Origin of the sequence: Bacillus sp. 3a, from assembly GCF_017161885.1 — a bacterium.
GTDB lineage: Bacteria > Bacillota > Bacilli > Bacillales > Bacillaceae > Bacillus > Bacillus safensis.
Window position 1 is genome coordinate 2894953 of the sequence record NZ_CP067376.1, and the last position, 24774, is coordinate 2919726.

Annotated in this window: 29 protein-coding genes, 3 riboswitches and 1 other annotated feature; of the genes, 8 read left to right on the forward strand and 21 right to left on the reverse strand. The window is 41.8% G+C overall.

What is annotated here, in order from left to right; genetic code table 11:
* Positions 1-11: 11 nt before the first annotated feature.
* The 7 genes from JJ692_RS14710 to JJ692_RS14740 form a co-directional block, all read right to left on the reverse strand.
* Positions 12-410: a hypothetical protein gene (locus tag JJ692_RS14710; RefSeq protein WP_073204935.1), complete on the reverse strand. Its 399-nt coding sequence runs from the start codon at positions 408-410 to the stop codon at positions 12-14.
* Between the two features lie 290 nt (positions 411-700).
* Positions 701-2059, reverse strand: a complete 1359-nt coding sequence (gene mgtE / locus JJ692_RS14715; protein WP_039178033.1) for a magnesium transporter — start codon at positions 2057-2059, stop codon at positions 701-703.
* 207 nt (positions 2060-2266) lie between these two features.
* Positions 2267-2431: riboswitch (M-box (ykoK) riboswitch) on the reverse strand.
* Between the two features lie 133 nt (positions 2432-2564).
* Positions 2565-2705: a hypothetical protein gene (locus JJ692_RS14720; protein ID WP_003212346.1), complete on the reverse strand. Its 141-nt coding sequence runs from the start codon at positions 2703-2705 to the stop codon at positions 2565-2567.
* Positions 2706-2910: 205 nt separating this feature from the next.
* On the reverse strand, positions 2911-3429 hold the full coding sequence (locus JJ692_RS14725; RefSeq protein ID WP_151039385.1) for a PepSY domain-containing protein: 519 nt from the start codon (positions 3427-3429) through the stop codon (positions 2911-2913).
* A gap of 93 nt (positions 3430-3522) precedes the next feature.
* On the reverse strand, positions 3523-4212 hold the full coding sequence (locus JJ692_RS14730) for a PepSY domain-containing protein (RefSeq protein WP_151039383.1): 690 nt from the start codon (positions 4210-4212) through the stop codon (positions 3523-3525).
* A gap of 66 nt (positions 4213-4278) precedes the next feature.
* On the reverse strand, positions 4279-5628 hold the full coding sequence (locus tag JJ692_RS14735) for a sensor histidine kinase (RefSeq protein WP_122631239.1): 1350 nt from the start codon (positions 5626-5628) through the stop codon (positions 4279-4281).
* A 3-nt stretch (positions 5629-5631) separates the two neighbouring features.
* Complete coding sequence (locus JJ692_RS14740; protein WP_206533904.1) at positions 5632-6318, reverse strand: response regulator transcription factor; 687 nt, start codon at positions 6316-6318, stop codon at positions 5632-5634.
* A 443-nt stretch (positions 6319-6761) separates the two neighbouring features.
* On the opposite strand from JJ692_RS14740, the gene JJ692_RS14745 reads away from it, so the two are divergent.
* The 3 genes from JJ692_RS14745 to guaD all read left to right on the forward strand — a co-directional run bounded on the left by JJ692_RS14745 (position 6762) and on the right by guaD (position 11074).
* Complete coding sequence (locus tag JJ692_RS14745) at positions 6762-7721, forward strand: S8 family peptidase (RefSeq protein WP_024424648.1); 960 nt, start codon at positions 6762-6764, stop codon at positions 7719-7721.
* A 112-nt stretch (positions 7722-7833) separates the two neighbouring features.
* Positions 7834-8025: riboswitch (cobalamin riboswitch) on the forward strand.
* Positions 8026-8175: 150 nt separating this feature from the next.
* A complete protein-coding gene (metE, locus tag JJ692_RS14750; RefSeq protein WP_024424647.1) occupies positions 8176-10464 on the forward strand; it encodes a 5-methyltetrahydropteroyltriglutamate--homocysteine S-methyltransferase in 2289 nt (762 codons plus the stop codon).
* 139 nt (positions 10465-10603) lie between these two features.
* Positions 10604-11074, forward strand: a complete 471-nt coding sequence (guaD, locus tag JJ692_RS14755; RefSeq protein ID WP_206533905.1) for a guanine deaminase — start codon at positions 10604-10606, stop codon at positions 11072-11074.
* 237 nt (positions 11075-11311) lie between these two features.
* Here guaD and ohrB read toward each other — a convergent pair whose 3' ends face one another.
* Positions 11312-11728 (reverse strand): organic hydroperoxide resistance protein OhrB, encoded by a 417-nt coding sequence (gene ohrB / locus JJ692_RS14760; protein WP_024424645.1) that lies wholly within the window; start codon positions 11726-11728, stop codon positions 11312-11314.
* Between the two features lie 161 nt (positions 11729-11889).
* Here ohrB and JJ692_RS14765 point away from each other — a divergent pair, with 161 nt between their 5' ends.
* On the forward strand, positions 11890-12336 hold the full coding sequence (locus JJ692_RS14765; RefSeq protein WP_024424644.1) for a MarR family winged helix-turn-helix transcriptional regulator: 447 nt from the start codon (positions 11890-11892) through the stop codon (positions 12334-12336).
* Between the two features lie 32 nt (positions 12337-12368).
* Here the strand turns inward: JJ692_RS14765 and JJ692_RS14770 are convergent, their stop codons facing one another.
* The 6 genes from JJ692_RS14770 to purU all read right to left on the reverse strand — a co-directional run bounded on the left by JJ692_RS14770 (position 12369) and on the right by purU (position 17930).
* Positions 12369-12797: an organic hydroperoxide resistance protein gene (locus tag JJ692_RS14770; protein WP_024424643.1), complete on the reverse strand. Its 429-nt coding sequence runs from the start codon at positions 12795-12797 to the stop codon at positions 12369-12371.
* A gap of 170 nt (positions 12798-12967) precedes the next feature.
* Positions 12968-13102, reverse strand: coding sequence for a hypothetical protein (locus tag JJ692_RS14775; protein ID WP_024424642.1), 135 nt, complete (start codon positions 13100-13102; stop codon positions 12968-12970).
* A complete protein-coding gene (locus JJ692_RS14780) occupies positions 13092-14228 on the reverse strand; it encodes a Rap family tetratricopeptide repeat protein (RefSeq protein ID WP_024426809.1) in 1137 nt (378 codons plus the stop codon). The genes JJ692_RS14775 and JJ692_RS14780 overlap by 11 nt, the downstream gene beginning before the upstream one ends.
* Positions 14229-14352: 124 nt before the next feature.
* Positions 14353-15600, reverse strand: a complete 1248-nt coding sequence (locus tag JJ692_RS14785) for a glutamate-5-semialdehyde dehydrogenase (RefSeq protein WP_206533906.1) — start codon at positions 15598-15600, stop codon at positions 14353-14355.
* Between the two features lie 12 nt (positions 15601-15612).
* A complete protein-coding gene (proB, locus tag JJ692_RS14790; RefSeq protein WP_024424639.1) occupies positions 15613-16710 on the reverse strand; it encodes a glutamate 5-kinase in 1098 nt (365 codons plus the stop codon).
* Between the two features lie 55 nt (positions 16711-16765).
* Positions 16766-16984, reverse strand: a binding site (T-box leader).
* Between the two features lie 43 nt (positions 16985-17027).
* Positions 17028-17930 carry a formyltetrahydrofolate deformylase gene (gene purU / locus JJ692_RS14795; protein ID WP_024424638.1) on the reverse strand — a complete coding sequence of 301 codons (903 nt, stop codon included), beginning with the start codon at positions 17928-17930 and terminating at the stop codon, positions 17028-17030.
* Positions 17931-18091: 161 nt separating this feature from the next.
* Here purU and JJ692_RS14800 point away from each other — a divergent pair, with 161 nt between their 5' ends.
* Complete coding sequence (locus tag JJ692_RS14800) at positions 18092-18277, forward strand: hypothetical protein (RefSeq protein WP_024424637.1); 186 nt, start codon at positions 18092-18094, stop codon at positions 18275-18277.
* Positions 18278-18344: 67 nt separating this feature from the next.
* Here the strand turns inward: JJ692_RS14800 and JJ692_RS14805 are convergent, their stop codons facing one another.
* A complete protein-coding gene (locus tag JJ692_RS14805; RefSeq protein WP_024424636.1) occupies positions 18345-18659 on the reverse strand; it encodes a DMT family transporter in 315 nt (104 codons plus the stop codon).
* Positions 18656-18985, reverse strand: a complete 330-nt coding sequence (locus tag JJ692_RS14810) for a DMT family transporter (protein ID WP_025092310.1) — start codon at positions 18983-18985, stop codon at positions 18656-18658. Before JJ692_RS14810 ends, JJ692_RS14805 begins: the two co-directional genes overlap by 4 nt.
* A 66-nt stretch (positions 18986-19051) precedes the next feature.
* Positions 19052-19161, reverse strand: a riboswitch (guanidine-I (ykkC/yxkD leader).
* Positions 19162-19384: 223 nt separating this feature from the next.
* On the opposite strand from JJ692_RS14810, the gene JJ692_RS14815 reads away from it, so the two are divergent.
* Together JJ692_RS14815 and JJ692_RS14820 are read left to right on the forward strand one after the other, a co-directional pair.
* Entirely contained in the window at positions 19385-19519 is a 135-nt protein-coding gene (locus tag JJ692_RS14815; protein ID WP_073204910.1) for a YrzI family small protein, read from the forward strand.
* Positions 19520-19748: 229 nt separating this feature from the next.
* The gene (locus JJ692_RS14820; RefSeq protein WP_024424634.1) at positions 19749-20792 is read left to right on the forward strand and encodes a bifunctional transcriptional activator/DNA repair enzyme AdaA; all 1044 of its coding nucleotides are present in this window, start codon (positions 19749-19751) and stop codon (positions 20790-20792) included.
* 14 nt (positions 20793-20806) lie between these two features.
* Here the strand turns inward: JJ692_RS14820 and JJ692_RS14825 are convergent, their stop codons facing one another.
* The 5 genes from JJ692_RS14825 to JJ692_RS14845 form a co-directional block, all read right to left on the reverse strand.
* Positions 20807-21352: a GNAT family N-acetyltransferase gene (locus JJ692_RS14825; RefSeq protein WP_024424633.1), complete on the reverse strand. Its 546-nt coding sequence runs from the start codon at positions 21350-21352 to the stop codon at positions 20807-20809.
* Positions 21353-21369: 17 nt separating this feature from the next.
* Positions 21370-21858, reverse strand: a complete 489-nt coding sequence (locus JJ692_RS14830) for a small multi-drug export protein (RefSeq protein ID WP_024424632.1) — start codon at positions 21856-21858, stop codon at positions 21370-21372.
* Between the two features lie 105 nt (positions 21859-21963).
* A complete protein-coding gene (locus JJ692_RS14835) occupies positions 21964-22722 on the reverse strand; it encodes an HAAS domain-containing protein (protein WP_073204907.1) in 759 nt (252 codons plus the stop codon).
* Positions 22723-22726: 4 nt separating this feature from the next.
* The gene (locus tag JJ692_RS14840) at positions 22727-23053 is read right to left on the reverse strand and encodes a PadR family transcriptional regulator (RefSeq protein WP_073204905.1); all 327 of its coding nucleotides are present in this window, start codon (positions 23051-23053) and stop codon (positions 22727-22729) included.
* Between the two features lie 114 nt (positions 23054-23167).
* Positions 23168-23689 (reverse strand): acyl-CoA thioesterase, encoded by a 522-nt coding sequence (locus JJ692_RS14845; protein WP_008346212.1) that lies wholly within the window; start codon positions 23687-23689, stop codon positions 23168-23170.
* A gap of 178 nt (positions 23690-23867) precedes the next feature.
* Between JJ692_RS14845 and JJ692_RS14850 the strand changes: the two genes are divergently transcribed.
* Positions 23868-24749, forward strand: a complete 882-nt coding sequence (locus tag JJ692_RS14850) for a dimethylarginine dimethylaminohydrolase family protein (protein ID WP_073204903.1) — start codon at positions 23868-23870, stop codon at positions 24747-24749.
* Positions 24750-24774 lie beyond the last annotated feature (25 nt).

A 24774-nucleotide genomic window follows, 5' to 3' on the forward strand; every position in this document is an offset into this window, starting at 1 on the left:
AACGATTCTTTTTATTTAGAGGAAGCTTCAGTACCTTCTACAACCCCTACAAAGTCAATCAGCACGCCGCCTCTTTCAGGGTCTTCATTCACCCGCAGGGCAAGTGCCTTTTTCTTCCCGGTTTTTGCATCTTCATAATTCGCATGGAACACATGAATGCTGGCTTCTTCCAATTGAAAATCCTCATAAGAAAGCGTGTCTATGCCCCATTCTTTTTTCAGTTTCAGAATGTCATCCGGGCTCGGAACCGCACCTTCGACGTAGATGTCTTCCATTTTTCTTTTATTTCCTTCGGTGATGGCTTCAAGCATATGCTCTGCAGCCACTAGCCTTCGGTCTTTCCCCTCGTCCTCCCTTTGACATGCACTCAGCAAAAACATACACATCAAAACGAATAAGAATTTCTTCATGTTTCTCTCCCACCTTCTCCTTAAAATGTAAAGGATGGAAGCGCTATATGCAATCTTTATACAAAAAAAGCCTGTAAAACGTCATGTTTTACAGGCTTAGATTGTGGACAAAGGATGGTCCTTTGTCTACCTTTCAGCGCGATCTGAAAACCTTTGAAGTCTAGGAAGGACGAGTACCGGAGCGGATCGAATTGAACATTCGTGAGCACCGGCACGCAAGGACTGACACCGAATGCAAGGGTTTGTCAGCGCGCTGAGACTGCAAAACGTCATGTTTTACAGTCTTCTTGCTACATAAGTGTATGAAGGAACGCTGTCGCAATACCAAAATAGATGAGCAGTGATAAAATATCATTCAATGTTGTAATCAGTGGCCCAGATGCAATCGCAGGGTCGACGTTTAATCTGTGTAAAATAATAGGCACGATCGTACCTGCCATCGTTCCAATAATCAGTGTGGCAAGCAGTGAGGAACCGACAACAAATCCTAAAATCATATTGCCCTGCCACACCATTGCGACGACTGTAATAATGATGGAACAGACAATCCCAATGTAAATACTTGTTCGGAGCTCTCTAAAAATCAGGCGCATAATGGTTTTTTTCGTTAATTCTTCTTTTGAAAGTCCTCTAATGACGACGGCAAGCGACTGTGTGCCTGTATTCCCTGTCATTCCTGCAATCATTGGCATGAAGAAGGCTAAGGCGACGACTTGCTGAAGGGTATCTTCAAAGTAATTTAAAATACTGCCTGAAATCAGCCCAATGAATAAGAGCAAAATGAGCCACGGGAGACGGCGGTATGCCGCAACAAAAGCGGGCGTGTCGAATGTAATATCTTTACCAGAGGCAGCGAACTTCTCATAATCTTCTCCTGCCTCTTGAATGACGACATCAATGATATCATCGACTGTGACGATTCCGACAAGGACATTGTTCTCTTCTACAACAGGAATGGCAAGAAAATCATACCGTTCAATCAGCTTTGCGATTTCTTCCTGATCTTGAAAAGCTCCAACGGCAATGACTCTTGTAAACATAAGATCCTGCACTTTTTCATCTGGTTCACCTAAAATGAGATCCCGGTACGACAGAACCCCTACAAGCTGCTTTTGATCATTAATGACATATAAATAGTTGATCGATTCTGCAATTTCAGCAAAGCTTTTCAGCTTTACAACCGCGTCCTGAACCGTATAGTGCTGAGGAATCCAAACGTACCGGTTGGTCATGATCCGGCCTGCTGTCTCAGCAGGATAATTCATGAGAAGCTGGACGGCCTTTGATTCCTCTGCCTCCATGTTTGATAAAAGCTGGTCTTTCAGCTCATCATCCATTTCATCAAACAAGTTGGCTAGGTCATCGTTATCCATTTTGTTTGTGACGAAGGTGGCTTTGTCTTTTCCTACTTTTTCAAGCACAATTTCTTGGTATTCGCGCTCAAGCTCACCCATCATTTCCGTCACATCATCGACTGTTAAAAAGCTGAGGAAACGGCCGCGGTGTTTTTCTGGAAGTTCTTTAAATAAATAGGCCATATCATATGGCTGAAGTTCTTCCATAATGTTTTTAAATTCTTTGCGTTTGCCATCTCTTAATAAAATAATGATTCTTAAAATGAGTTCATCGTACGTAATGTTCTGTATCATCGCTGTTACCTCCCCAAAGTCAGGAGATACCCGAATCCCTTAGAATGTGCGGGGTCAGGATCTCCTCTGTCTGATGCGTCAATCTGATCTTTTGACATACTCTCTATGTGTCTCGAATCGGGATGATCCATCCCCACACCTCCTTTTCTCATAAAAAAGCACCTTCAACCGAATGAAGGCGCTTTGTAAGCATGACAAAATAAACACTTGCTCCTTCAATCGTAGAGCTTTAGCACTGTATGGCATAGGATCAAATCCAGCTGCATTAAAAATCACCTTATGTCGATGATTTCTGTTGACCCATTGGCGTCTTTGGACATTTTTGGGCAGCAGCGTATCTCCATACAGGAGCCTCACCTAACGAAGTCTCATATTGTTAACACACTGAGATTACAGAAAAAGCGGAATGATGTCAATAAGCAAGATGCCAAGTATCCTTATGTATTCGCTTACTTTTCAAAAAAAGAGCGATAGACAGCTCAGCCATCGCCCTTTTCATGTCTTTTTATTCCTCTTCCGGCTGATTCATATCCTCTTGGGAGAGGAGATGAAAGGAATCATGCAAAAACAAAGCATATCCTTCTCCATCAGGATGCGGAACGTATTCCGCGTGATCCATTGTTTGCTCTTCTTCTTTTTTCTTCATATTCTCTCGCCTCCTTTCCCGTAGTTTGTCCCAATGAAAAAACCTTACACATGAAAGTGTAAGGTTTGCAGTCTAGGAAGGGCGAGCACCGGAGCGGAGCGAATTCGACATTCGTGAGCACCGGAGCGCAGACCTGACACCGAATGCGAGGGTTTGTCTACACGATGAAAACCTTACACATGAAAATGTAAGGTTTGGTCATAGCTTAATCATCCCATTCTTGCTTCAGGATTTTGCCTGTTTTAGCGGAAATCTCAAAATCAACTTCCTCGCCGCTTGGTGTTGTGATTTCAATTTCGTAAATGTACACACCATTTTCTTTATCTAGATCAGAATCTGTGACTGTGCCTTTTACTTTTGCAAGAGCCATTTTTTCAGCCTGTTTTTTCGTGATCTTCACGTTCTGTTTCTTTTCTTTGACTGGATCATTCAGCGCTTTTCCAGTTTTTGCATCGACATATACTTTATATTCAAAGCCGCCTTTTTTGATCTCGACCTCATACACCCATTTTCCTTTTTTACGCTCAAGATCCACATCATCCACATAGCCTTTCACCACTTTTAAGGCTGCTTTTTCAGCTTGTTTCTTTGAAACAAATGGCGATTTCTTTTGCACGACTTGCTCGGCGTTTGCTGTTTGATTTGTATTTTGCGCTTGAAGTGTGAAACCACCTGCGACAAGAGTTCCCGTTAATGCTGTAGCTACTAGTATTTTTTTCATCATGTTCATTTCCTCCTCTGTTTGATTTCTTCTATATCTTAAGAAAACAAGATGATAAAGGAAGGAAAGAAACATGAGAATATCATGAGAAAAGGATTAGTTTTCGTACGTAATGCCCTCAATATCTCCTGTATAGGCGTTCACAAGCACCTCTGCCTCTCTGCCGTCAGGCAAATCCAGCTCCACCTCAAATACGAGCATACCGCTGAATGTTTCAAGATCAGCATCATCCACTGTTCCGCCAACTTCTTTGACGGCAATTTGGATGGCTTCCTCGACGGTGATTTTCGTGAGCTTCTTTTCTTTAGAGGTTGGTTTTTTCTTTTCTGCTTCAAGCACCTTAAATGACTGTTTGCCGACCTCGACTTGATACAATTCTTTTTTTGATTGGATGGTAAAAATGAAACGACCTGACGTCTCCTTTTTTTGAATGACGGTTCCGCTCACCTTTTTAACAGCTGCCTCTTCTGCCTGGAGCTCAGCATTTTTTTCATTTGTCTTCTGATAGCTTTTTAACTGTCTAATTTCTTTCATTTGACCGCTTGCAGAAGATGCAATGATTTGATAGATGCCATTTGCATTTTCCAGCGTCATTGTGTAGTCCTGTTTATGATTGATTAAATCAATATGTGTAATGTTTCCATTATAGTCTTTTGAGATCATTTTTTTCATTTCTGCTTCACTTAATATTTTTTGATCAATGGTTTGGATCATGAGCATTGCAAAGGCCGCAAGAATCACAAGACATCCTGCGAGCGCAAGCACCATTTTCGTTTTTCTAGACATGCAGCGCCTCCTTCCTATTTCCTATTTTATAAGGAGGAAATGAGAAATTGATGAGAAAAGACCCATTTATTTCTGAAAAAGAATGGTCATAGCTGTCCCTTCGCCGATACGGCTGTCTACCTTCAGCTCGGCCTCATGTTCTTCTGCAATTTGCTTCGCAATTGAAAGACCGAGTCCGGTTCCGCCCGTCTCACTGTTTCTCGCTTCATCCACACGGAAAAAGCGGTCAAAGATTTTCGGCAGATCCTCTTCTTTTATGCCAATTCCTTGATCAATCACTGAAATAAATGGCTTGTCTCCTGCCCATCCGCAGGTCACATCAACTGGCTCTCTGCTATATTTGACCGCATTATCAATTAAGATAGTCAAAAGCTGTTTGATTTTCTCTTCGTCTCCTTCTGCGATCAGCGGCTGATCTGTCTGCACATGAGATTGAATCGTTCGATTGGTGGCCACTTCAAGTGTATGACATAGCTGCTTGCACAAATGACCAAGATCAACCGGCTTCATATCCAAGTATAACGGCTGGCCGTTTTTCGCCAATGTCAGTAATTGATCTGTCAGTCTTTTCATTTTTTTCGCTTCATCATGAATCGCTTGAGAGGATTCTTCTACAACCTCTGGACGTGTTTGCCCCCAGCGTTTAAGTAAATTGCTGTAGCTCATAATGACGGTAATCGGTGTCTTCAATTCATGGGAGGCATCATGCAAAAATTGCTGTTCTTTTTCATAATGCTTCTCGAGAATCTCGGACATTTCATTAAAGGTTTGTCCCATTTGATATAGTTCATCCTTTGAATCGCCTGTTAATTCAATTCGTTTAAACGCCTTCTCTTTCATACTTGCCTTCATGGTATTCGTCATTCTGCTAATCGGCCGGACAATTTGCTTTGTTAAAACGTGGCCTGCAAAATAGGAAAGCACAATAAACAAAACGCCGGTAGCGATTAAAATCATTTTTAATAACGCTAAGTTCTCTTCCGTATTTTCGATTTCTTCATATACTTGAAGCGACATAATCTCACCATTTGTCCAAATGACCGGAATAGCAGCGAATGCAATCATATGCTTATTGTATTCTTTGATTTCTGCTGTCTGACCAGATTCGTATGTAAACGGCAGTGAGCTAAACGTTGATTCCTTTGTGACAGTCAGTTTTGACTTTCCCGTTTCTGTCACGACACGGATCATACCATTTTGAGGCAGGTACGCCTTCAGCAGCTCCGAGGACGGAAGACCCTCTTCCTCTGATTTTTTTAAAGCAATCGCAATATTTTCAGCCACCTCAGACAAGCGGGACATATCTTTTTGCGTCAAGGTCATCGAAAAAATAAAATAAATGGCTGTATGAAACAAGAGCACCATTAAAAACAAAGACAACGACGTATAAAGCTGAATCTTATTTTTTAATCTCATTCTTTATCCTTTCATCACATAACCCACACCTCTCACTGTGTGAATCAGCTGTTTTTCGAATGGGTAATCGATTTTTTTCCTTAAATAACGAATATAGACATCTACCACGTTTGTATCACCGAAATAATCAAAACCCCAAACCGCTGTTAAAAGCTGATCTCTTGTGAGCACTTGCTGCTGATGGTTCAGTAAGTGAACAAGCAGGTCATATTCTCTCGGTGTAAGTTCAAGCATTTGCCCAGCCCTTTGTATTTCTCTTGTTTTCTCGTTGACCGTTAAGTCTGCTATGCTCAGCTCTGTCTCCTTTTCTTCTTGTGCATGTATATTCAACCTTAGCTGCGCGCGAATTCGTGCTAATAATTCTTCTATGTCAAAAGGTTTTGTTATATAATCATTCGCCCCAAGATCGAGCCCGCTTACTTTATCAGGAATACTTCCCCTTGCTGTAATCAAAATAATAGGTGTCGCTGTATTTGTCTTCCGAACCCTTCTCAGCACTTCAAGCCCGCTTAACTCTGGAAGCATGACGTCAAGCAGCACCAAATCGAAGCTAACTTCTTCAAGAGCCTGAAGCCCGTCTATTCCTGTCTCTTTGACTGTCACCTCATATCCTTCATATTCAAGCTCAAGTGACAGCACCCTTGCGATTTTCTTTTCATCTTCGACTACGAGTATCTTCCCTTTGTTCATCTCTATCTCTCCTATCTAAAAGGCAAGCTTGTCTTTCCATTATTATATGTTGCCTTTCTTATTTGGAACAGTCACAATCTTCACATCTATTTTTTTATGGAGGGAATTATTTTTGAGAAAAAACATTTAACTTGAGCCTTCTTCTCAATTTGTTACTTCATCTCATTATTTTTTAGTCTGCCTCTTTTAGTTCTATTCACCCATTTTCATCTGTACATGTGCAACCTCACTATGCAGCTTTTCCTTCTTTTTCATATGATATCAAGAGTTTTCTTCAAAAGGTGAGCTCTTTCGTCAATATGTGAGGAGAACTGCACTTTTGATAATAGATTGATTATTTGAAAAATTATTACAATTGACCCTTTCCGATCAAAAGTTTCTTTTATACAATAACATTATGCAGCCTGAATCTACTTTGAAAACAAAATAAGGAGGGCTTTCTTATGAAAGGTGAAATTCGCTTAATTCCGTATGAAGTAAAAGCCAATGTGATGGAAGCGAAAGAGACGCCGGAAAGTATTCAGGAGATTAAAGCACCCGAACTTTGGTCAAGTGGCTTCAAAGGAAAAGGCATAACCATTGCTGTCCTTGATACAGGCTGTGACACAGAGCATCCCGACTTAAAAGATCAGATTATCGGTGGGAAGAACTTTACCGATGATGACGATGGAGATGCTGAAAATGTAAAAGACTACAATGGGCATGGTACCCATGTAGCAGGAACGATTGCCGCAACAGATCAAAATGGCGGAATTTTAGGGGTTGCCCCTGAAGCCAAGCTTCTCATCGTGAAAGTTCTTGGCGGTGAAAATGGCAGCGGAAAATATGAGTGGATCATTGATGGCATCAACTATGCCGCAGAGCAGAAGGTGGATATTATCTCCATGTCTCTCGGTGGTCCAAGCAATGAGCCTGCCCTGCAGGAAGCCATTCAAAATGCGGTAAAAAGCGGTGTGCTTGTTGTGTGCGCAGCAGGAAATGAAGGGGACGGGGACGAGCGTACGGAAGAGTTCTCCTACCCAGCAGCATACAATGAAGTCATTGCCGTCGGTTCTGTTTCCCTTGCTAGAGAATCCTCTGAATTTTCTAACGCCAATAAAGAAATCGACCTCGTCGCTCCAGGAGAAGACATTTTATCCACTCTCCCTAACCATAAATATGGCAGGCTCACAGGAACTTCAATGGCTGCCCCTCACGTAAGCGGTGCACTAGCCATTATTAAAAATGCTGAAGAAGAAGCGTTCCAGCGCAAGCTGACAGAGCCTGAGGTTTATGCTCAGCTTGTCAGAAGAACCCTTCCATTAAAGCAGTCGAAAGCCCTTGTAGGGAATGGATTTTTATATTTAACTGCGCCTGATGTCCTTTTAGAAAAAACATTGGAAGCAGATCTTTTATCTCTATAGCTTAAATAGAGGTCCTGAGAAAAGATAGAATTTTCTCAGGATTTTTTTAATTAAAATTATTCAAAATTTACTTTGACGAAATGAAGTGAACGTTATATAATCGAACACAATAAATTCATAGTTTGAGAGTCGGTAATTCGATTACACGTCGAATTTTAATTGGGAAGACCGGTGAAAATCCGGCGCGGTCCCGCCACTGTGAGTGAGGAGAGCTTTTCTCAGGAATCCACTGTCATGAGGATGGGAAGGATGAAAAGCTTGCAGATTCACCAGCCAGGATACCAGCCGCTCTATCACATCAAACCCCCTACGGTTGATAGGAGATGTCGGAAAAGCGTCAGTGATACTCACGCCTTATTTCGCACACACATTTTGTCTTTTAAACCAGACATTTACCTCATCAATCATGATCATGAGCGTAAATGTCTTTTTATATTTAGAGGAGGAATTGGAATTGACAATTGTTAAAACAAGTAATCTAGGCTTTCCGCGAATTGGTTTAAACAGAGAATGGAAAAAAGCACTTGAGTCTTACTGGAAAGGTCAAACAGACCGCGAAACCCTCTTAAGCACACTGGATGAACAATTTTTAACTGCCATTAAAACACAAATCGATCAACAAATTGATGTTGTTCCTTCTGGAGACTTTACCTTCTATGATCACGTGCTGGATACCGCTGTTATGTTCAATTGGATTCCAGAGCGCTTCCGCAGCTTAAAAGACCCGCTAGATACATACTTCGCGATGGCAAGAGGAACAAAAGATGCCGTCTCAAGTGAAATGACAAAATGGTTTAATACAAACTATCACTACATCGTTCCAGAATACGAAAAAAGCACAGAATTTAAACTCACACACAACAAACCGCTTGAAGCTTACGAAAAGGTGAAAAAGGCGTTTGGTGTTGAAACAAAACCGGTTGTACTTGGTCTATATACATTTGTCTCACTTTCTAAAGGTTATGAAGCAAATGAAGTAAAAGAAATCCAGCAGCGTCTAGTGCCGCTTTATACTCAGCTTTTAAAAGAACTTAAAGAAGCAGGCGTCAAATGGGTTCAAATTGATGAACCTGCACTTGTCACAGCTTCCAGTGAAGACGTAAAAGCAGTAAAAGAAATCTATCAAACGATCAAAGAAGCCGTACCTGGGTTGAACATTCTTCTTCAAACATACTTTGATTCAGTAGATGCGTATGAAGAGCTTGTCACATATCCTGTTGAAGCAATCGGTCTTGATTTTGTCCATGATCAAGGGCGCAACCTTGATCAAGTGAAAAAGCACGGCTTCCCGAAAGATAAAATTTTAGCAGCAGGCGTCATTGATGGAAGAAATATTTGGAGATCAGACCTTGGCGAAAGATTATCCTTTATTTCTGAAGTCATTGCTGACGTTCAGCCGAAAGAAGTGTGGCTGCAGCCATCAAGCAGCTTGCTGCATGTGCCAGTTGCCAAACACCCAAGCGAACAGCTTGAAGAAAAACTATTAAACGGACTGTCTTATGCTACTGAAAAGCTGGCTGAATTGACACTGCTAAAAGAAGGTTTAACAAAAGGAGCAGCTGCCATTGATGCTGATATTAACGAAGCAGCACAAGCACTTCTTACCTTAAAAGAGTTCGCAAAAGGAACAAATGCGGATCTAACAGCGGAACGCAACAATCTTTCATCGAAAGATTTTAAACGTCCAGCTGCCTTTGAAGAACGCCTTCGTATCCAAAACGAATCTCTTGAACTGCCGCTTCTACCAACAACAACAATTGGCAGTTTCCCGCAGTCTGCCGAAGTGCGCAGTGCTCGTCAAAAGTGGCGCAAAAATGAGTGGACAGATGCAGAGTATGATGAGTTTATTAAGAAAGAAACAAAACGATGGATTGATATTCAAGAAGAAATTGGTCTGGATGTGCTCGTACATGGAGAATTTGAACGTACAGACATGGTTGAATACTTCGGTGAGAAGCTAGCCGGATTTGCCTTTACAAAATTTGCTTGGGTTCAATCCTATGGATCACGCTGCGTGAAGCCGCCAATCATTTATGGAGATGTAGAGTTTACAGAGCCAATGACAGTGAAAGAGACAGTTTACGCACAAAGTTTGACAGAGAAAAAAGTCAAGGGCATGCTGACAGGACCTGTTACCATCTTAAACTGGTCTTTCCCAAGAACGGATATCTCTCGCAAAGACATTGCTTTCCAAATCGCTTTCGCTTTGCGTAAAGAGGTAGAAGCTTTAGAAGCAGCTGGTATTCAAGTGATCCAAGTGGATGAGCCTGCGCTAAGAGAAGGACTTCCGCTCAAAGAAAGTGATTGGGCAGAATATTTAAACTGGGCAGCAGAGTCATTCCGTTTATCCACATCATCCGTTCAAAATGAAACACAAATTCATACACATATGTGCTACAGTAACTTCGAGGATATTGTCGATACAATCGAAGACTTGGATGCTGACGTGATTACAATTGAACATTCACGCAGTCATGGCGGATTCCTCGATTACTTAGAAAAACACCCGTATTTGAAAGGACTTGGACTAGGCGTTTATGACATCCATAGCCCGCGTGTTCCATCTGTTGAAGAAATGAGCGAAATTATTGATGATGCGCTGAACGTTTGTCCAACAGATCGCTTCTGGGTGAATCCGGATTGTGGTCTAAAAACTAGACAAGAGCCTGAAACCATTGCTGCTTTGAAAAACATGGTCACAGCTGCTGAAGTCGCTCGTAAAAAGCTGGCGCAGCACGCTTAATTGAATGTCTCTCCCCTGCTGAACTCAGCAGGGGTTTTTTATGCGCAAATTGGCCTGTTCGATCTCCTACTATGATGATTTCTTTTCTAGCATGATTCGTTTATACTAGAGAAGTCAGTCGAACAAAGGGAGGAAGACAATGAATCACGAAGATTTTTTACAACGCGCAATTGATCTTGCAGTAGAAGGAGTCAATAGTGGTACTGGCGGTCCTTTTGGAGCAGTCATTGTCAAGGATGGTCAGATTATTGCAGAGGGCAGCAACAACGTGACAACGAGTAACGATCCAACCGCACATGCAGAAGTCACAGCCATTCGCAAAGCGTGCCAAACTCTACATACATACCAATTAGAAGATTGCATTCTATACACAAGCTGCGAGCCTTGTCCGATGTGCCTTGGCGCTATTTACTGGGCTAGACCAAAAGCTGTGTATTTTGCTGCTGGACATCAGGATGCAGCGGATTCTGGTTTTGATGACTCATTTATTTATGAAGAAATCAACAAAGAATACGAATCAAGAAATATACCATTTTACAAACTGACAACTCAAAAAAACCTTGCGCCATTTGAAGCATGGGAAGCATATGATAAAAAGAAAGAATATTAAAAAAAGACACCTGCTCGTAAGCAGGTGTTGCGGATTGTTGACAAAGGGCTAAAATGATCTTTATTTTAGCCCTTTGTCTTCTTTTCAGCGTGATAGAAAACCTTTGCAGTCTAGGAAGGACGAGCAGCGGAGCGGAGCGAATTTGACATTCGTGAGCACCGGAGCACAGACCTGACACCGAATGCGAGGGTTTGTCTACACGCTGGACACCTGCTTGTAAGCAGATGTCTTCTACTATTACTCCGCCACTTCAAGCTCTACTTCAATGTTCCCTCTTGTTGCTTTTGAATATGGACAGAATTCATGGGCAGCATGGACAAGCTCTTTCACTTTGTCATGATCATGACCTTTCGCAGACACAATCAGCTTTACGCCAAGCTTAAAGCCGCCGTCGCTTTCATCTTTTAAAAGACTGACATGTCCTTCTACTTCCGATTCTATTTCTATCCCTTGCTTCTTCGCTACGTGTTCAAGTGCTCCTCCGAAACAAGCTGCATAGCCTGCTGCAAATAATTGCTCTGGGTTTGTTCCAGTCTCTCCATCTTTCTTGGCGTTAGGCATGACAATGTTATGGTCGAGCACACCATCCTCTGAACGAACATGTCCAGCTCTTCCATGCTGTGCCTTTACTTTTGCTGTGAATAATGGTTTCATCTTCATCTCCTCCTTTATCTATTGATCCTTTTCACGTTCTATTCATTTCTCAAACATTTATCGCACATTGAACAATTTTTCATTTTTCGTCTGTATTTATTTTAAAAAGGAAGAAAATCTTATACAATGATAAGTATGACAAAAAATAGTTGGTGACTGACATGACAAATGAATTTGAACATATGAAGCTGGAAAATCAGCTTTGTTTCTTGTTATATGCAAGTTCACGAGAGATGACGAAGCAGTATAAACCGTTATTAGAAGAATTAAACATTACGTACCCGCAATATTTGGCACTGCTTTTATTGTGGGAGCATGGAACATTAAATGTGAAAACGATGGGAGAGCTTCTCTATTTAGACTCCGGTACACTCACGCCCATGCTGAAACGAATGGAGCAAAATGGACTCATTATCCGAGAACGTTCAAAAGAGGATGAGCGGTCTGTACAAATTCGTTTAACGGAATATGGAGAGCAGCTAAAAGAAAAGGCCACTGCGATTCCGTCTCACATGCTGACTGGGACAGGCAGATCGGAAGAAGAGCTAAAAACACTGCGTGCCTCTTTACATGAGCTTTTGCAAAATTTAACACAATCAAAAGGCTGAGGGAATGTTCCCTCAGCCTTTTATAATGTCTATTATTGTGCGACAGCTACTAGTTCTACTTCGATGTTTCCTTGAGTTGCTTTTGAATATGGGCAAACGCCGTGTGCTTTATGAACAAGTTCTTCTAATGCTGACTGCTCAATTCCAGTTCCTTTTACCTCTAATTGAACGCCTAGTTTGAAGCCGCCATCTGAACTGTCTTTTAATAAGCTGACATGTGCTGTAACTTCACTTTCAAAGCGAATACGCTCTTGTCTCGCTACCATTTGAAGGGCTGAATCAAAACATGCAGAGTAGCCTGCTGCGAATAATTGCTCTGGATTTGTTGCTTTTTCAAGTTTTTTTGCTCTTGGTGTTCCAGGCATTGCTACGTCATGTTCAAGTACACCATCTGTTGAAACAACCTTACCTTCTCTTCCTCCGACAGCTGATACCGTTGCTGTAAATAAAACGTCTGACATGAATATAACCCTCTTTCTCTCCAATAATGTTTTCTACAATTGAATTGTACACAATTTAAATTACAGAGTCAATCAATAAATACTCTTTTTTAAGTTTTCCTGCCTGAACCCTTTTTATGAGTATGTCCGGAAATTGTTAGGCAGTAAAAAAAGCCCTTTAACAAGGGCTTTTAGATCGTGTCATGCTGCGGATTCGGTTGTTCTAGCGTATGGTTTCTGTTATCTGGGTCGGCATTTGCTGCTGCCAGCCACAATGCCATAATGGTGATACTTGTACAGACGACTGCCCATTTTTTAAAATTCATATAAACAATCCCCTCTCTGAATATAGATTCGAGCATGTTCCGCTTCCCCATAGAACATGGAAGATTTTTCATAATCCCCCATTTCATTATAATACTTTGCGGTATCTAATGCCAGCTCCTCTATATCTGGATATGCATAGGCAGACTCTAAAAAATGGAAAATCCGTTTAATATGCTCAGCATCTTGTCTTAAATACAATGCTTCTAGAAATATGGTTTTCTGAATATGAATGTCATCTTGAAGAGCTTCTGCTCTCTTCATACATTCTTCTCTGTAGTGTAATGCTTCTTCGTGTTTTCCTTGTTTGTATAATATCTGAGCGGCTGTATAAAGAGGGTCTATAGATCGACGAAGATGGTCGGATTGATTTTGATCAAATAACGAGATGGATTCTTTCATTAATTCGAGTGCGCGGCCCAAGTCTCCCATTCGGTAATAACTGTTGCCCATATTAAACAAAGAGGAGGCAATAAAACGCACATTTTGAAACTCTCTTGATCTCGCAAGTGCTCTTTCGAGATGTGGTAATGCTTTTTCATGCCTTCTCATATCATCGTAGTTACCGGCCACAATAAATTCACACTGAATCGTGCGAAGCGCATACAGTTCATGCTGAACATAAACATCCAGCGCTAGTTTAGCATGGTGCATCGAGATATGAGTTTGTTTCATGTGATAATATATTTCTGACATTTTAAAATGAAATTCCGCACGTTCAATATCATCTGATACAAAAGAAAGCTTATGCTCTGCCTTTTGATAAGACGATATGGCAGCAATATACTCCCTCCGCCCGAATTCATACATGCCTCTAAAAAAATGATAGTAGTATTCAAGCATGCCTGTGACATGCGTTTGATGCTCATCTATTTCTTTCGAAAGCTCGGAAAAGTTGGCGCGAAGCTTTCCTTCCTTTAATGGCTTTAAATAATCGAGCATGACCTCATGCCTAAATTCCATTAAAGAAAAATAGAGAAGCAAATTCTGATCTTCTTCCATTGAATCAAGAGAGGTGCGAATTTCCTGCTTTAACTGTTCTGCTTGTTCGGAATCAAATCTGCGGATTAATTCATACCACTTGTTGATTTTCACTCCAATATCCGAAGAGGGAATGATTTTCGCCATACGTTGCCTTCTCCAATCTTCTCAAAATATAAAACATTACCATATTTTATCATACTTGACCGGAGAAATACAAAAATGAAAGGAAAAAGAGAGCCTGTTGTCACAAGACTCTCTTTTAAATTCGTTATTCTCTTATTTGTCCTTGACCACGAATGACAAATTTTTCAGACGTTAAGGCTGGCAGACCCATTGGCCCTCTTGCATGAAGTTTTTGCGTACTAATACCTATTTCCGCTCCATAGCCAAATTCAAAGCCATCTGTGAAACGAGTAGAGGCATTATGATAAACAGCGGCAGCATCGACTGCTGTTAAGAAAAGGGCTGCATGCTCATCGTTTTCCGTAATGATCGCTTCAGAGTGCTTAGAGCTATATGTTTGAATATGCTGAATCGCTTGTTCTATGTTTTCTACAATTTTAATACTGACGATCGGTGCTAAAAACTCCGTTGCATAGTCCTCATTTGTCGCTAATGCAGCACTAGGAGCAAGCGCGCAAACGGCTTCATCACCGCGTATTTCTACCCCATTGGATTGAAGGGCTTCAAATAAGGAAGCACCGTAGTTGTTTGCCCATGTTTTATGAATGACAATGCTCTCGATCGCATTACAAACAGAAGGTCTTTGAGTTTTGGCATTCAGCACAATCCGCTCAGCCATTTCGTTTTTCGCTGTTTCATCAATGTAGATATGACAATTTCCTGCACCTGTCTCAAGCACCGGCACAGTTGACTCTCTCACGACAAGATCAATTAAATTCTTCCCGCCGCGCGGAATGAGGACATCCAGGTATTCATTTAAAGTGAACAGCGTTTTCGCCGTTTCACGGCCAGTATCTTCAATTAATTGCACACTGTCTACTGGAATATCCGTCGTATGAAGCGCTTCATGAATCACCTTTACAATCGCTTTATTACTATGAATAGCAGATGAGCTTCCGCGCAGAATCACAGCATTCCCAGTTTTCAAGCAAAGGGTCGCAGCATCGACTGTCACGTTTGGTCTTGCTTCATAAATCATTCCAACCGTTCCAAGCGGTACACGGACCTTTTCGATGAACAGACCGTTTTCTTTTTGAATGGTTTCTAACGTTTCACCAATTGGGTCTTTTAGCTGAATGAGTTGAAGGGTCGCATCTGCAATGGCTTCAATTCTCTCTTCCGTGAGTGTGATCCGGTCAATGACAGATTGCGTGAACTGCTTTTCCTCAGCAGCCTTAACATCCTTTTGGTTCTTTTCTATTAAATAAGCTGAAGATGCTTTTAGTGCACTGGCAATGGCGTGCAGGGCAGCATTTTTTTGTTCCGTCGTTTTTAGAAGCAGCTGATCTTTGGCTGCACTTGCTTTTTTTGCTTTTTCAAGAACTTCATTCATCGTATTCCCTCCTCAGTTTTGTACATGCTGTACCCAGTGATCTCGGTGTATGACCTCAGGCTTCTCTTTTGCAAGCTCGTCACTTCGCATTCCTTTAATGCCGAGAAGCTCGTCGGAGGCGTACAAGGTTTGTCCCTTACCAACTAATCCGTTTGGACCGACGACTTCTACGACTTCTCCTTTAGAAAAGTCACCAGCGACATCAATAACTCCTGCCGGAAGAAGGCTTCTGCCATTATGCAAAATCGCCGCTTCCGCTCCTGCATCAATCATGATCTTCCCAGAGACCGGTGAGTGGAATTGAATCCATTGACGGCGGTTGTTCACAGCTGATAAATCCTGTTCACCGATATACGTTCCGTCGCCTTGACCCGCAAGTATGCGAAGCAGCTTGTCTTCCCCAGTGCCTGTGCCAATGAAGACTTTCACGCCAAGTGAAAGTGCCGTTTGTGCAGCTGAGAGCTTCGATTTCATTCCGCCTGTTCCAACCTTTGAACCGGTGCTCTTTGCATATGAAAACAATTCTTCTGAAATGTGGGTCAGGACATCAAATCGCTTCGCCTCAGGATGCTCATTTGGATTTGCATCATAAATGCCATTGATGTCTGTTAATATGATCAATTGGTCTGCATGGATTAATCCACTGACAAGAGCTGACAGCATGTCATTATCCCCAAAGGTAAGCTCCTCGATGGAGACTGAATCATTTTCGTTTATGATCGGCAAGATTTTTCTTTCAAGCAGCTCCATCATCGTTGCGTACGCATTTCGATATCTTGTTCGATCTGAAAAGTCATTACGTGTTAAAAGCATTTGAGCAGGTGTCATATGAAACTGTGAAAAAAGCTCTGTATATTTCTGCATTAACAAACCCTGTCCAACGGCGGCAGCTGCCTGTTTCCCCTTTAAGGTCACAGGTCTTGATGGATAGCCTAAACTGCCAAACCCTGCTGCAACGGCTCCTGATGAAATTAAAATGATTTCATGACCTGCTTCTTTGAGCTTTGCTATGGCTCTTACATGATCCTGCATCTTTTGTTCATCAATGGCTCCTTTTTGCTCTGTTAATGAACTGCTGCCAATTTTTATGACGATCCTTTGCTTTTTCATCCTTGATTCCCTCCGCTATACCTTTAGGCACAAAAAAATCCCTATTTCTCCTTATGTAAAGGACGAAAAGGGATTTTCCGTGGTACCACCTTCATTGAATAAGCATGCGATCTGCTTATTCCACTCAACTCCTGTAACGCCAGGCACGCGCTTAGATTTTTCCTCTAAGGCTCAAAGGGCAGGTTCAGCAGCTGTCTGCGGCAAATGTTTCAGCACATCATTTGCTCTCTTTACGCATCAGTTCCTGCTTACTATTCCTTTTCAACGCTCGTTAATTTTTTTATATTATCACCAATTGCTAAAGAAAAGTCAAGCGGTCAATTAAAGACAATCGTTTTATTCTCATGAACAATAATGCGATCTTCAAGGTGCCATTTGACAGCACGTGCAAGCACACTGCGCTCAATTGTCCGGCCAATATTTTTTAGGGCTTCCGCATCATCCCGGTGATCGACCCGCTCAATATCCTGTTCAATGATCGGGCCTTCGTCTAAATCATTGGTGACATAATGAGAAGTCGCACCAATTAATTTGACCCCCCGCTCATATGCCCGCTTGTATGGGTTTGCACCAATAAACGCTGGCAGGAAGGAATGATGAATATTAATGATTTTGTTCGGATGCTCTTCAATGAATCCAGGCGTTAAAATTTGCATGTATCTAGCAAGCACAACCACATCAATGTCGTACTCTTCTAATAAGGCGAGCTGCTCTTTTTCAGCTTCTTTGCGAATGTCTTTGTTCGCCTTTACAAAATGGAATGGGATTCCAAGCGATTCTACTGTATCTTTTGCCGTTTCATGATTGCTGATCACAACTGCGATTTCAGCCATTAAATTTCCGCTTTGCCATTCCCACAGCAGCTCATGCAGACAATGAAGCTCTTTTGAGACAAAGATTGCCAGCTTTTTAAGCTCACTTGCACGCGACATGCTCCACGTCATTTGAAATGATGCTGCGATTGGCTCAAAACTATTTTTCAATTGATCCATATTCGCCGAGATGTCTTTCCAATCAAATTCAATTCTTAAAAAGAACCGGCCGCTTTCATGATCGGTTGTGTATTGGCTCGATTCAATGATGTTCGCTCCGTGCTCAAATAAAAAGGAAGAAACAGCTGATACAATACCAGGCTGATCTGGGCAGCTGACAAGTAATCTGCCTTTTTGCTCGTGCTTTTGTCTGTGTAATTCAAGTTTCTCTGTAATCAATGTTCTCATGTATCATGACCTCATTTGCGTTTTCATTCTAATGAAATATTATACTGGACTGGAAAGAGAAAAAGCAATGAAGAGTCTATTTTTTATTGAATATTCATTCAATTCTGCACCTAGCGTGATATAATGTGAGTAGACCTTTTATCACAAAAGGAGTGATGGAGATGAAAAGCATGACTTTGTTTGGTAAAGTGAGCTTTTGGCTCGGCATCGTATGTCTGATCACAGGTATTTATCTTTTTATGGCCGGTGAGAGACTCATTCCTTTGCTCACATTTGGTGTCTGTTTTCTTCTAGTGAGTCAGCTTTACCGCAAAAATGAAAACGATTCCAATCATCATTCGATGTAACAAAAAAGGGCTAAAATGATTTTTATTTTAGCTCTTTTTCTTCTTTTTCAGCGTGATAGAAAACCACTTATTCAATGATTTTTAACCCGACCGCCGCAGATAAAATCAGTGCGATAAAGAATATACGTTTTGCGTCCTTCGACTCACCGTAAAACAGCATGCCGACAATGGCTCCTCCAGCAGCTCCAATGCCAGTCCAAATGGCGTATGCCGTTCCCATCGGAATTGTATTCATCGCAAGAGAGAGCATGAGAAAGGACAGCGAAAATCCAGCTGCAATGAATAAAATCCATTTGACATGCCGGTCTTTCTGGAATTGATTCATCATGGTGACACAAAGCATTTCTAAAATGCCTGCACCAATGAGTAAAAGCCAGCTCATGATTCAGTCTCTCCTTTCTTTTCACCTGTGGTTAGTTTAAGTCCTAATACACCGCTTAAAAGCACCATGATTAAAAGTAATTTCACTAGCTGTACTGGCTCTCCCAGTACCATACCTACTATGACAGTACCTGCTGTCCCAAGTCCGGTGAAAACGGCATAAAGTGTGCCAACTGGCAGTACAGTCGTGGCTTTCAGGAGTAAATAAAAGCTGACGACAATACAAACGATGGTTGCGGCCCATTCCAATAAAGAGTCAGCATATTTCAACCCCATCACCCAGCCGACTTCAAAGATCGCCGCAATCAAGACGTTTCCCCATTTCATCTAATCCCTTCCTTTCTGAACGATTCCAAGCAACAAAAAAAGCCCGGAAATCGATCGTTTGATCAAATCTCCCGGGCTTTTATCCCTCCGTGTCCATACGGTCTATTGTCTAGACCCTATGTGTTTTCTCTCGGTCCAGACTGCGCCACCCGCACGGAACCCTAGAAAACCATTTCTTAATAAGCAGATCTGACTTAAAGCAGATTCTGTGTGTCAAAATTGTATCACACCCCGAAATACCGGTCTACCGCTTTGCTTCCCACATGCAAATATACTTGTTCATTTTTCGAAAGAATTTTTATGGAACCGCCGTATACTAAGTGTTAGAAACAGGTCAACTGATAAAGAAGATTTGCGGGCTGTTTTCGTGTGCTGCGGACTGAAGGGAAATGAGCGTATATGACAATCCATTTATTTTTTATGACATTGACGATCAAGCGTAAATACAAGGACATGGAGACCGTACTTTACGAACAAGAAGTTGAAGCATTTTATGAAGAAATGAAACAGAAGCAGCTAAAATATATGAACTAAAACAGGAATGAGAAAAGGAGGAGATTGACATGTTTATGATGCTTGATTGTAAACAGGATCTATACCGCATTCCTTAAAGCACGGATACGTCAATGATCACATCGCTGATATAATGAAATCAGATTGATGCGATGAACGTTCAACTTTAGAGTGATGTATTTACAGATCATCCGTCGTACCCAAAACAATGCTGAAAAACATTTTATAGAAAATCAAGAGGTGGCTTCATATGATGATGACCGATGAACAAAAACATGAATTTTATCAAGCACTTGTTGACAAGAATCCGCAATATGACGGCACATTCTTTGCCTGTATTAAGACAACCGGTATCTTCTGTCATGCCACATGTACGGCCAGAAAGCCAAAATTTGAAAACTGTGAGTTTTTCTTTACAGCGGAGGAAGCACTGCTGGCAGGGTATCGCCCGTGCAAGCGCTGCACACCATTAACATACCCTAACAGCATTCCTGAAGAAGTCAAAACACTCGTTTCAGCAGTAGAAAAAAATCCTGAGAAACGCTGGAAGGAAGAGGACTTCCGCCAATTAGGGATTCATTCTGCCACAGCTCGAAGAAAGTTTAAAGACATTTACGGCATGACCTTTGTACAATATGCAAGATCACGCCGAATGGGACTTGCCTTTAAAGAAATTTTGAACGGAAAAAAAGTAATCGATCAGCAGGTCACTTTCGGCTATGAATCTTCAAGTGCCTTCAATGATGCATTTACGAAAATCATGGGAAATCCCCCTAAAAAAGCGCAGATTCATATTCTTTATGCTAATTTTATTTCCACACCGATCGGGCGCATGATGAGTGTGACAGATGCCACACATGTGTATTTACTGGAGTTTATGGACAGGCGGGGACTCGAAAAAGAAATTGAAACATTAAGAAAGAAGCATCATGCCCGCATTTTAGTTGGAGAAACAAACGTCCATCAGCAATTAGCAAAGGAATTGGCCTTATATTTTGAGAAAAAGCTGACCAAGTTTACTGTACCGCTTTCTTTACATGGCACCCCTTTTCAAATGAAGGTGTGGGACCAGCTCTCACGCATTCCAGCAGGCGAAACGAGATCCTATCGAGATCTAGCCACGAAACTGGGCGATCCGCATTTGGTTCGTGCCGTTGGTAATGCAAATGGTGCCAATCAATTGGCGATTATCATTCCCTGCCACCGCGTGATTCAAACAAGTGGTAAGCTTGGAGGCTACGGCGGGGGGATTGAACGGAAGAAATATTTGCTTCAGTTAGAACAGCGTGCATAAAAAAACGGCTCTGCTTATTCGGTAAGCGAGCCGTTTTCTCCGTTACGGGTGATGCTGTATACATCAATGATTTGGTCCCATTTTGAAATGGTTTTTTCTTTTTTCATGCCCATTTTTAAAGCGACCTTCACCGACGCTTCATTCTCAGGACGAATTAGGCTGACCATCCGTCTGACCTTCATTTCTTCAAATCCATAGGTAAGGCAGCCTTTTGCAGCCTCAGCAGCATAGCCATTCCCCCACGCCGCTTTCTTTAGCATATAGCCAATCTCAAGCTCGGTTTGTCCTTCAATGTTTTGCAGGACAATGCCGCTTTGTCCAAGTCGTTCATTTGTTTCTTTATCTTCAATGATCCATAGCGAGGTGTGGTACATGCGGTCATTTTTTTGATTCCATGCAATCCACTCTTTTGTCTGCTGTTCATCCTTCAAAGAAGGATAATACTTCATCACTTCTTCATCCTGAAACAGCTCGTCATATAAAAATGACGCATCATGTTCATTCATCGTTCTCAGTTTCAGGCGCTCTGTTTCAAATACTGTTCTTGTTTGAACTGTCATTGATGATCCCCCCTTTTTTACTTGCTAAAAATATCTCCGAACAATCCATTTGAATCTGGGGCAAAGTAATGGAAGCCCGCACCGGTTAAACTTGCAGCCAGCGCTGTCCACATCATTAAACTGACAGTCATCCACACCGCGACTTGCTTTCTTTTCGTTCCAAAGCTCATGCACATCAAGGCTGCTAAATGACTGCCGATGATAAAAGGTCCTATGAGTGCTAACCCAGGCAGACCGTATCGTTCCCAAATTTTTCTCGCGCGCATCTGCTTTTTCTCTCCTTTTTCATCACCTTTTTCCTCTTTTCTTTTTAACCACCATGCTTTAAACCGGTCCACGAACACAATGAGAAGCAAGACTGTCAAAAAGTTGCCGATGAATCCAATCAAGGCCGTTGTCACAGGATGCAGCCCACTTAAGATTGCGAATGGAACGACACCAATCACTTCAAAAAAAGGCAAGGCAGCCAATACAAAAACGAGTACATATCCCCATACGATATCCAAAAACAGAACCCCTTTTCATTTTTGTCCTCTCCCCATTGTAATGAAAAATACAATTCCATTTCTACATTTTTTTAGAAAAAGAAAAGCACATCGGATAGGATGTGCTCAGTTTATATTCGTATTTTCATTTTTCTTATTTGTCCGGCGCAGTACCATGAATATAAGCCCCATTAAAATCACAATAGATAGCAGACTTTGCAGCAAAATCACACTTGGTGACGTCCAGCCAATCCATTCGAAGATAAGCTGCGGTCCGAAAAAGATGAGTGGAATCAATGAAACGACATTCGCCTTTAAGATTGCATTAAATACAACGATACATAGCAGCATGAGCAAAATGACGCCCCACCTCTGGCCAGAATTAAGGACAAGTAGTGGTGTGCCGACTTTTTGATCCAATAGTTTGATTGTGACCATCGCTGTCAGCTGAAAGATTCCTAACATCCAAAAGTAGAGAAATACCCGGCTGCTTGTTTGAAAGGCGGACGCTCTAAACATCACAATGATCATGATGACATTGGCCACTAAAACGAGCGGATATCCAATCAAAGCAAACCAAGAATAGGATAAGTTTTGGCTGATTGCATCTGCTAAAATCATGTAAAAAAGCGATCCAATTAAGAAAGCACTGACAAACGGCACCCAGTCTTTATGGTTTCCTGACAGCTCTTTTGCCAGTTCATCAGCATAGCTCCGCGGATCTCCGCCGAACACATCCTCACCTGTTTTGCCGTCTTTTTCAGCCTCAACCGCATGTGCTGTCAGTTCGTCCATCAGCTCATCGATTTCATCCTGATTTTTTCCCTTTGATATGAGATAAAGTTGCAGCTCTAGTAGAATGTGTCTTGTTTCTTTTGATACCATAATCTCACTTCCCTTTTTGTAATAAGCAGTTTACATTTTTTGAAAGCTCATTCCAGCGGTCAATAAACTCTGTGAGCGCTTGTTCTCCCGCTTGTGTGAGCGTATAGTATTTCCTTTTCGGGCCGGTCGCTGACGCTTTTGTGACGGTGGTCACCAGCTGTTCCTTTTGCATACGCAGCAAAATCGGATAGATACTGCCTTCACTTATTTGATCAAACCCATAATGCGCGAGCTTCTTCGTCATTTCATACCCATAAATTTCGCCCTCAGAAATAATCGACAGCAGGCAGCCTTCTAAAATTCCTTTTAGCATTTGTGTGGATGTTGTCATGATTGTTCCTCCGATTCCAGTACCTTGCATCACAAGATAGCTTTATCTTACCATACACTATCTTGCCATGCAAGATACTGACACAGAAAAAAATCACCGCTTAAAGGGTGATTTTTACGCCCAAGGCTTATCTGTCCCAAGTGCGTCAGCAAGCGCCTTACTATGCTTTCGGCGGCTTTTTCTTTCCTCTGCCCGCTGCTTCGCTGTTTGATGAAGCATGATCTCTTCCTCTGTTTCCGGCATCACCTGCGGGACTCGTTTAGGCTTTCCGTTTTCATCTAATGAGACAAATGTCAGAAATGAAGTTGCTGCGAGTCTGCGCTCTCCAGACATCAAGTTTTCTTTAATGACTTTGACGAACACTTCCATAGAAGACGTACCCACCCATGTGACATAGGATTCCAAGCATACGGACTCCTTTTGTCCAATCGGCTCTAAAAAGTCAACAGAATCCATTGAAGCTGTGACCGTTTCACTGCGGCTGTGTCTTGCTGCCGAGATGGAGGCAATGTCATCTATATAACTCATTAATTTCCCGCCAAATAACGTTTGGTGGTTATTCGTATCGAGAGGGAACACCCTGCTGGTTTTAACAACTTTCGATTCCTTGCAGTATTTGAAATTTTCTTCACTCATCATCATAGCTCCTTCTTGCTGTTTTCGTGGTGCGGAACGACTTTTATTAAACACTATTCTTTTAGGTTTGTCTAAACTTTTTGCTTTAGTCTTATGTGAGAGATTTTCTTTCGGAAATGTTTCAACCATGGCTAGAAGAAGGAATAATAGAACTATGAACGAACAAGGAGGCCATTTGATGGATTCTATGAGAGCAGAGCAATTATACAAAATGCCGCAATGCATGAGTGAATATGACGATTTACAGGAAGTTCTTTTATGCAGTCCTATTTATATGGAAATCAAACAAATTATTAACGAAACCCAGAAACATTTTGCGAAAGAAAATATTTCTCAAATGAAAGCAGTCGCTCAGCATAAGCAATTGATCCAAACCCTTAAAGATCATCAAGTACGGCCCATCCTGCTCCCGGCGAATGAACGCTTCCCTGAGCAAGTCTTCACTCGGGATATTGGGTTTACGATTGGACATACACTGTTTGTTTCAAGTATGGCCGCTCCGGTTCGGCAAGGGGAAGAACAATACCTAAAAGAATGGGCACAGGCAAAAGGGTGGTCAGCTGTCACTTTGACAGACGGAACGATTGAAGGCGGCGATGTGCTTGTGGATCAGAACCGTGTGTTTGTTGGCACGAGCAAAAGAACTAGTCCAGCCGCTATCTACCAGCTCAAAAAGGAGCTGCCGGATCACGACATCATTCCGATTCACCTTCCTCCTCACATTTTGCATCTTGATTGTGTGATGAATATTCTGTCTCATGACGAGATCATCATTTATCCTGAAGCGTTCAAGCAAAAGGATCTCCAGCTGCTCAAAACGTATTATGATTTGATTGAAATCAGCGAACAAGAGCAATTCACACTTGGACCAAATGTTTTATCCATTGGGCAGAAAAAAGTGATCAGCTTGCCCAGCAACCAAGAAACAAATGCTGCGTTAACCGCTCACGGATACACCGTTATTGAAGTGGACTTTTCTGAAATTATTAAATCTGGCGGCTCTTTCAGATGCTGCACATTGCCTATTCGGCGTTCATCTATTAAAAAAGCCAGCATGTAGAACAGCTTGTCTACTTGCTGGCTTT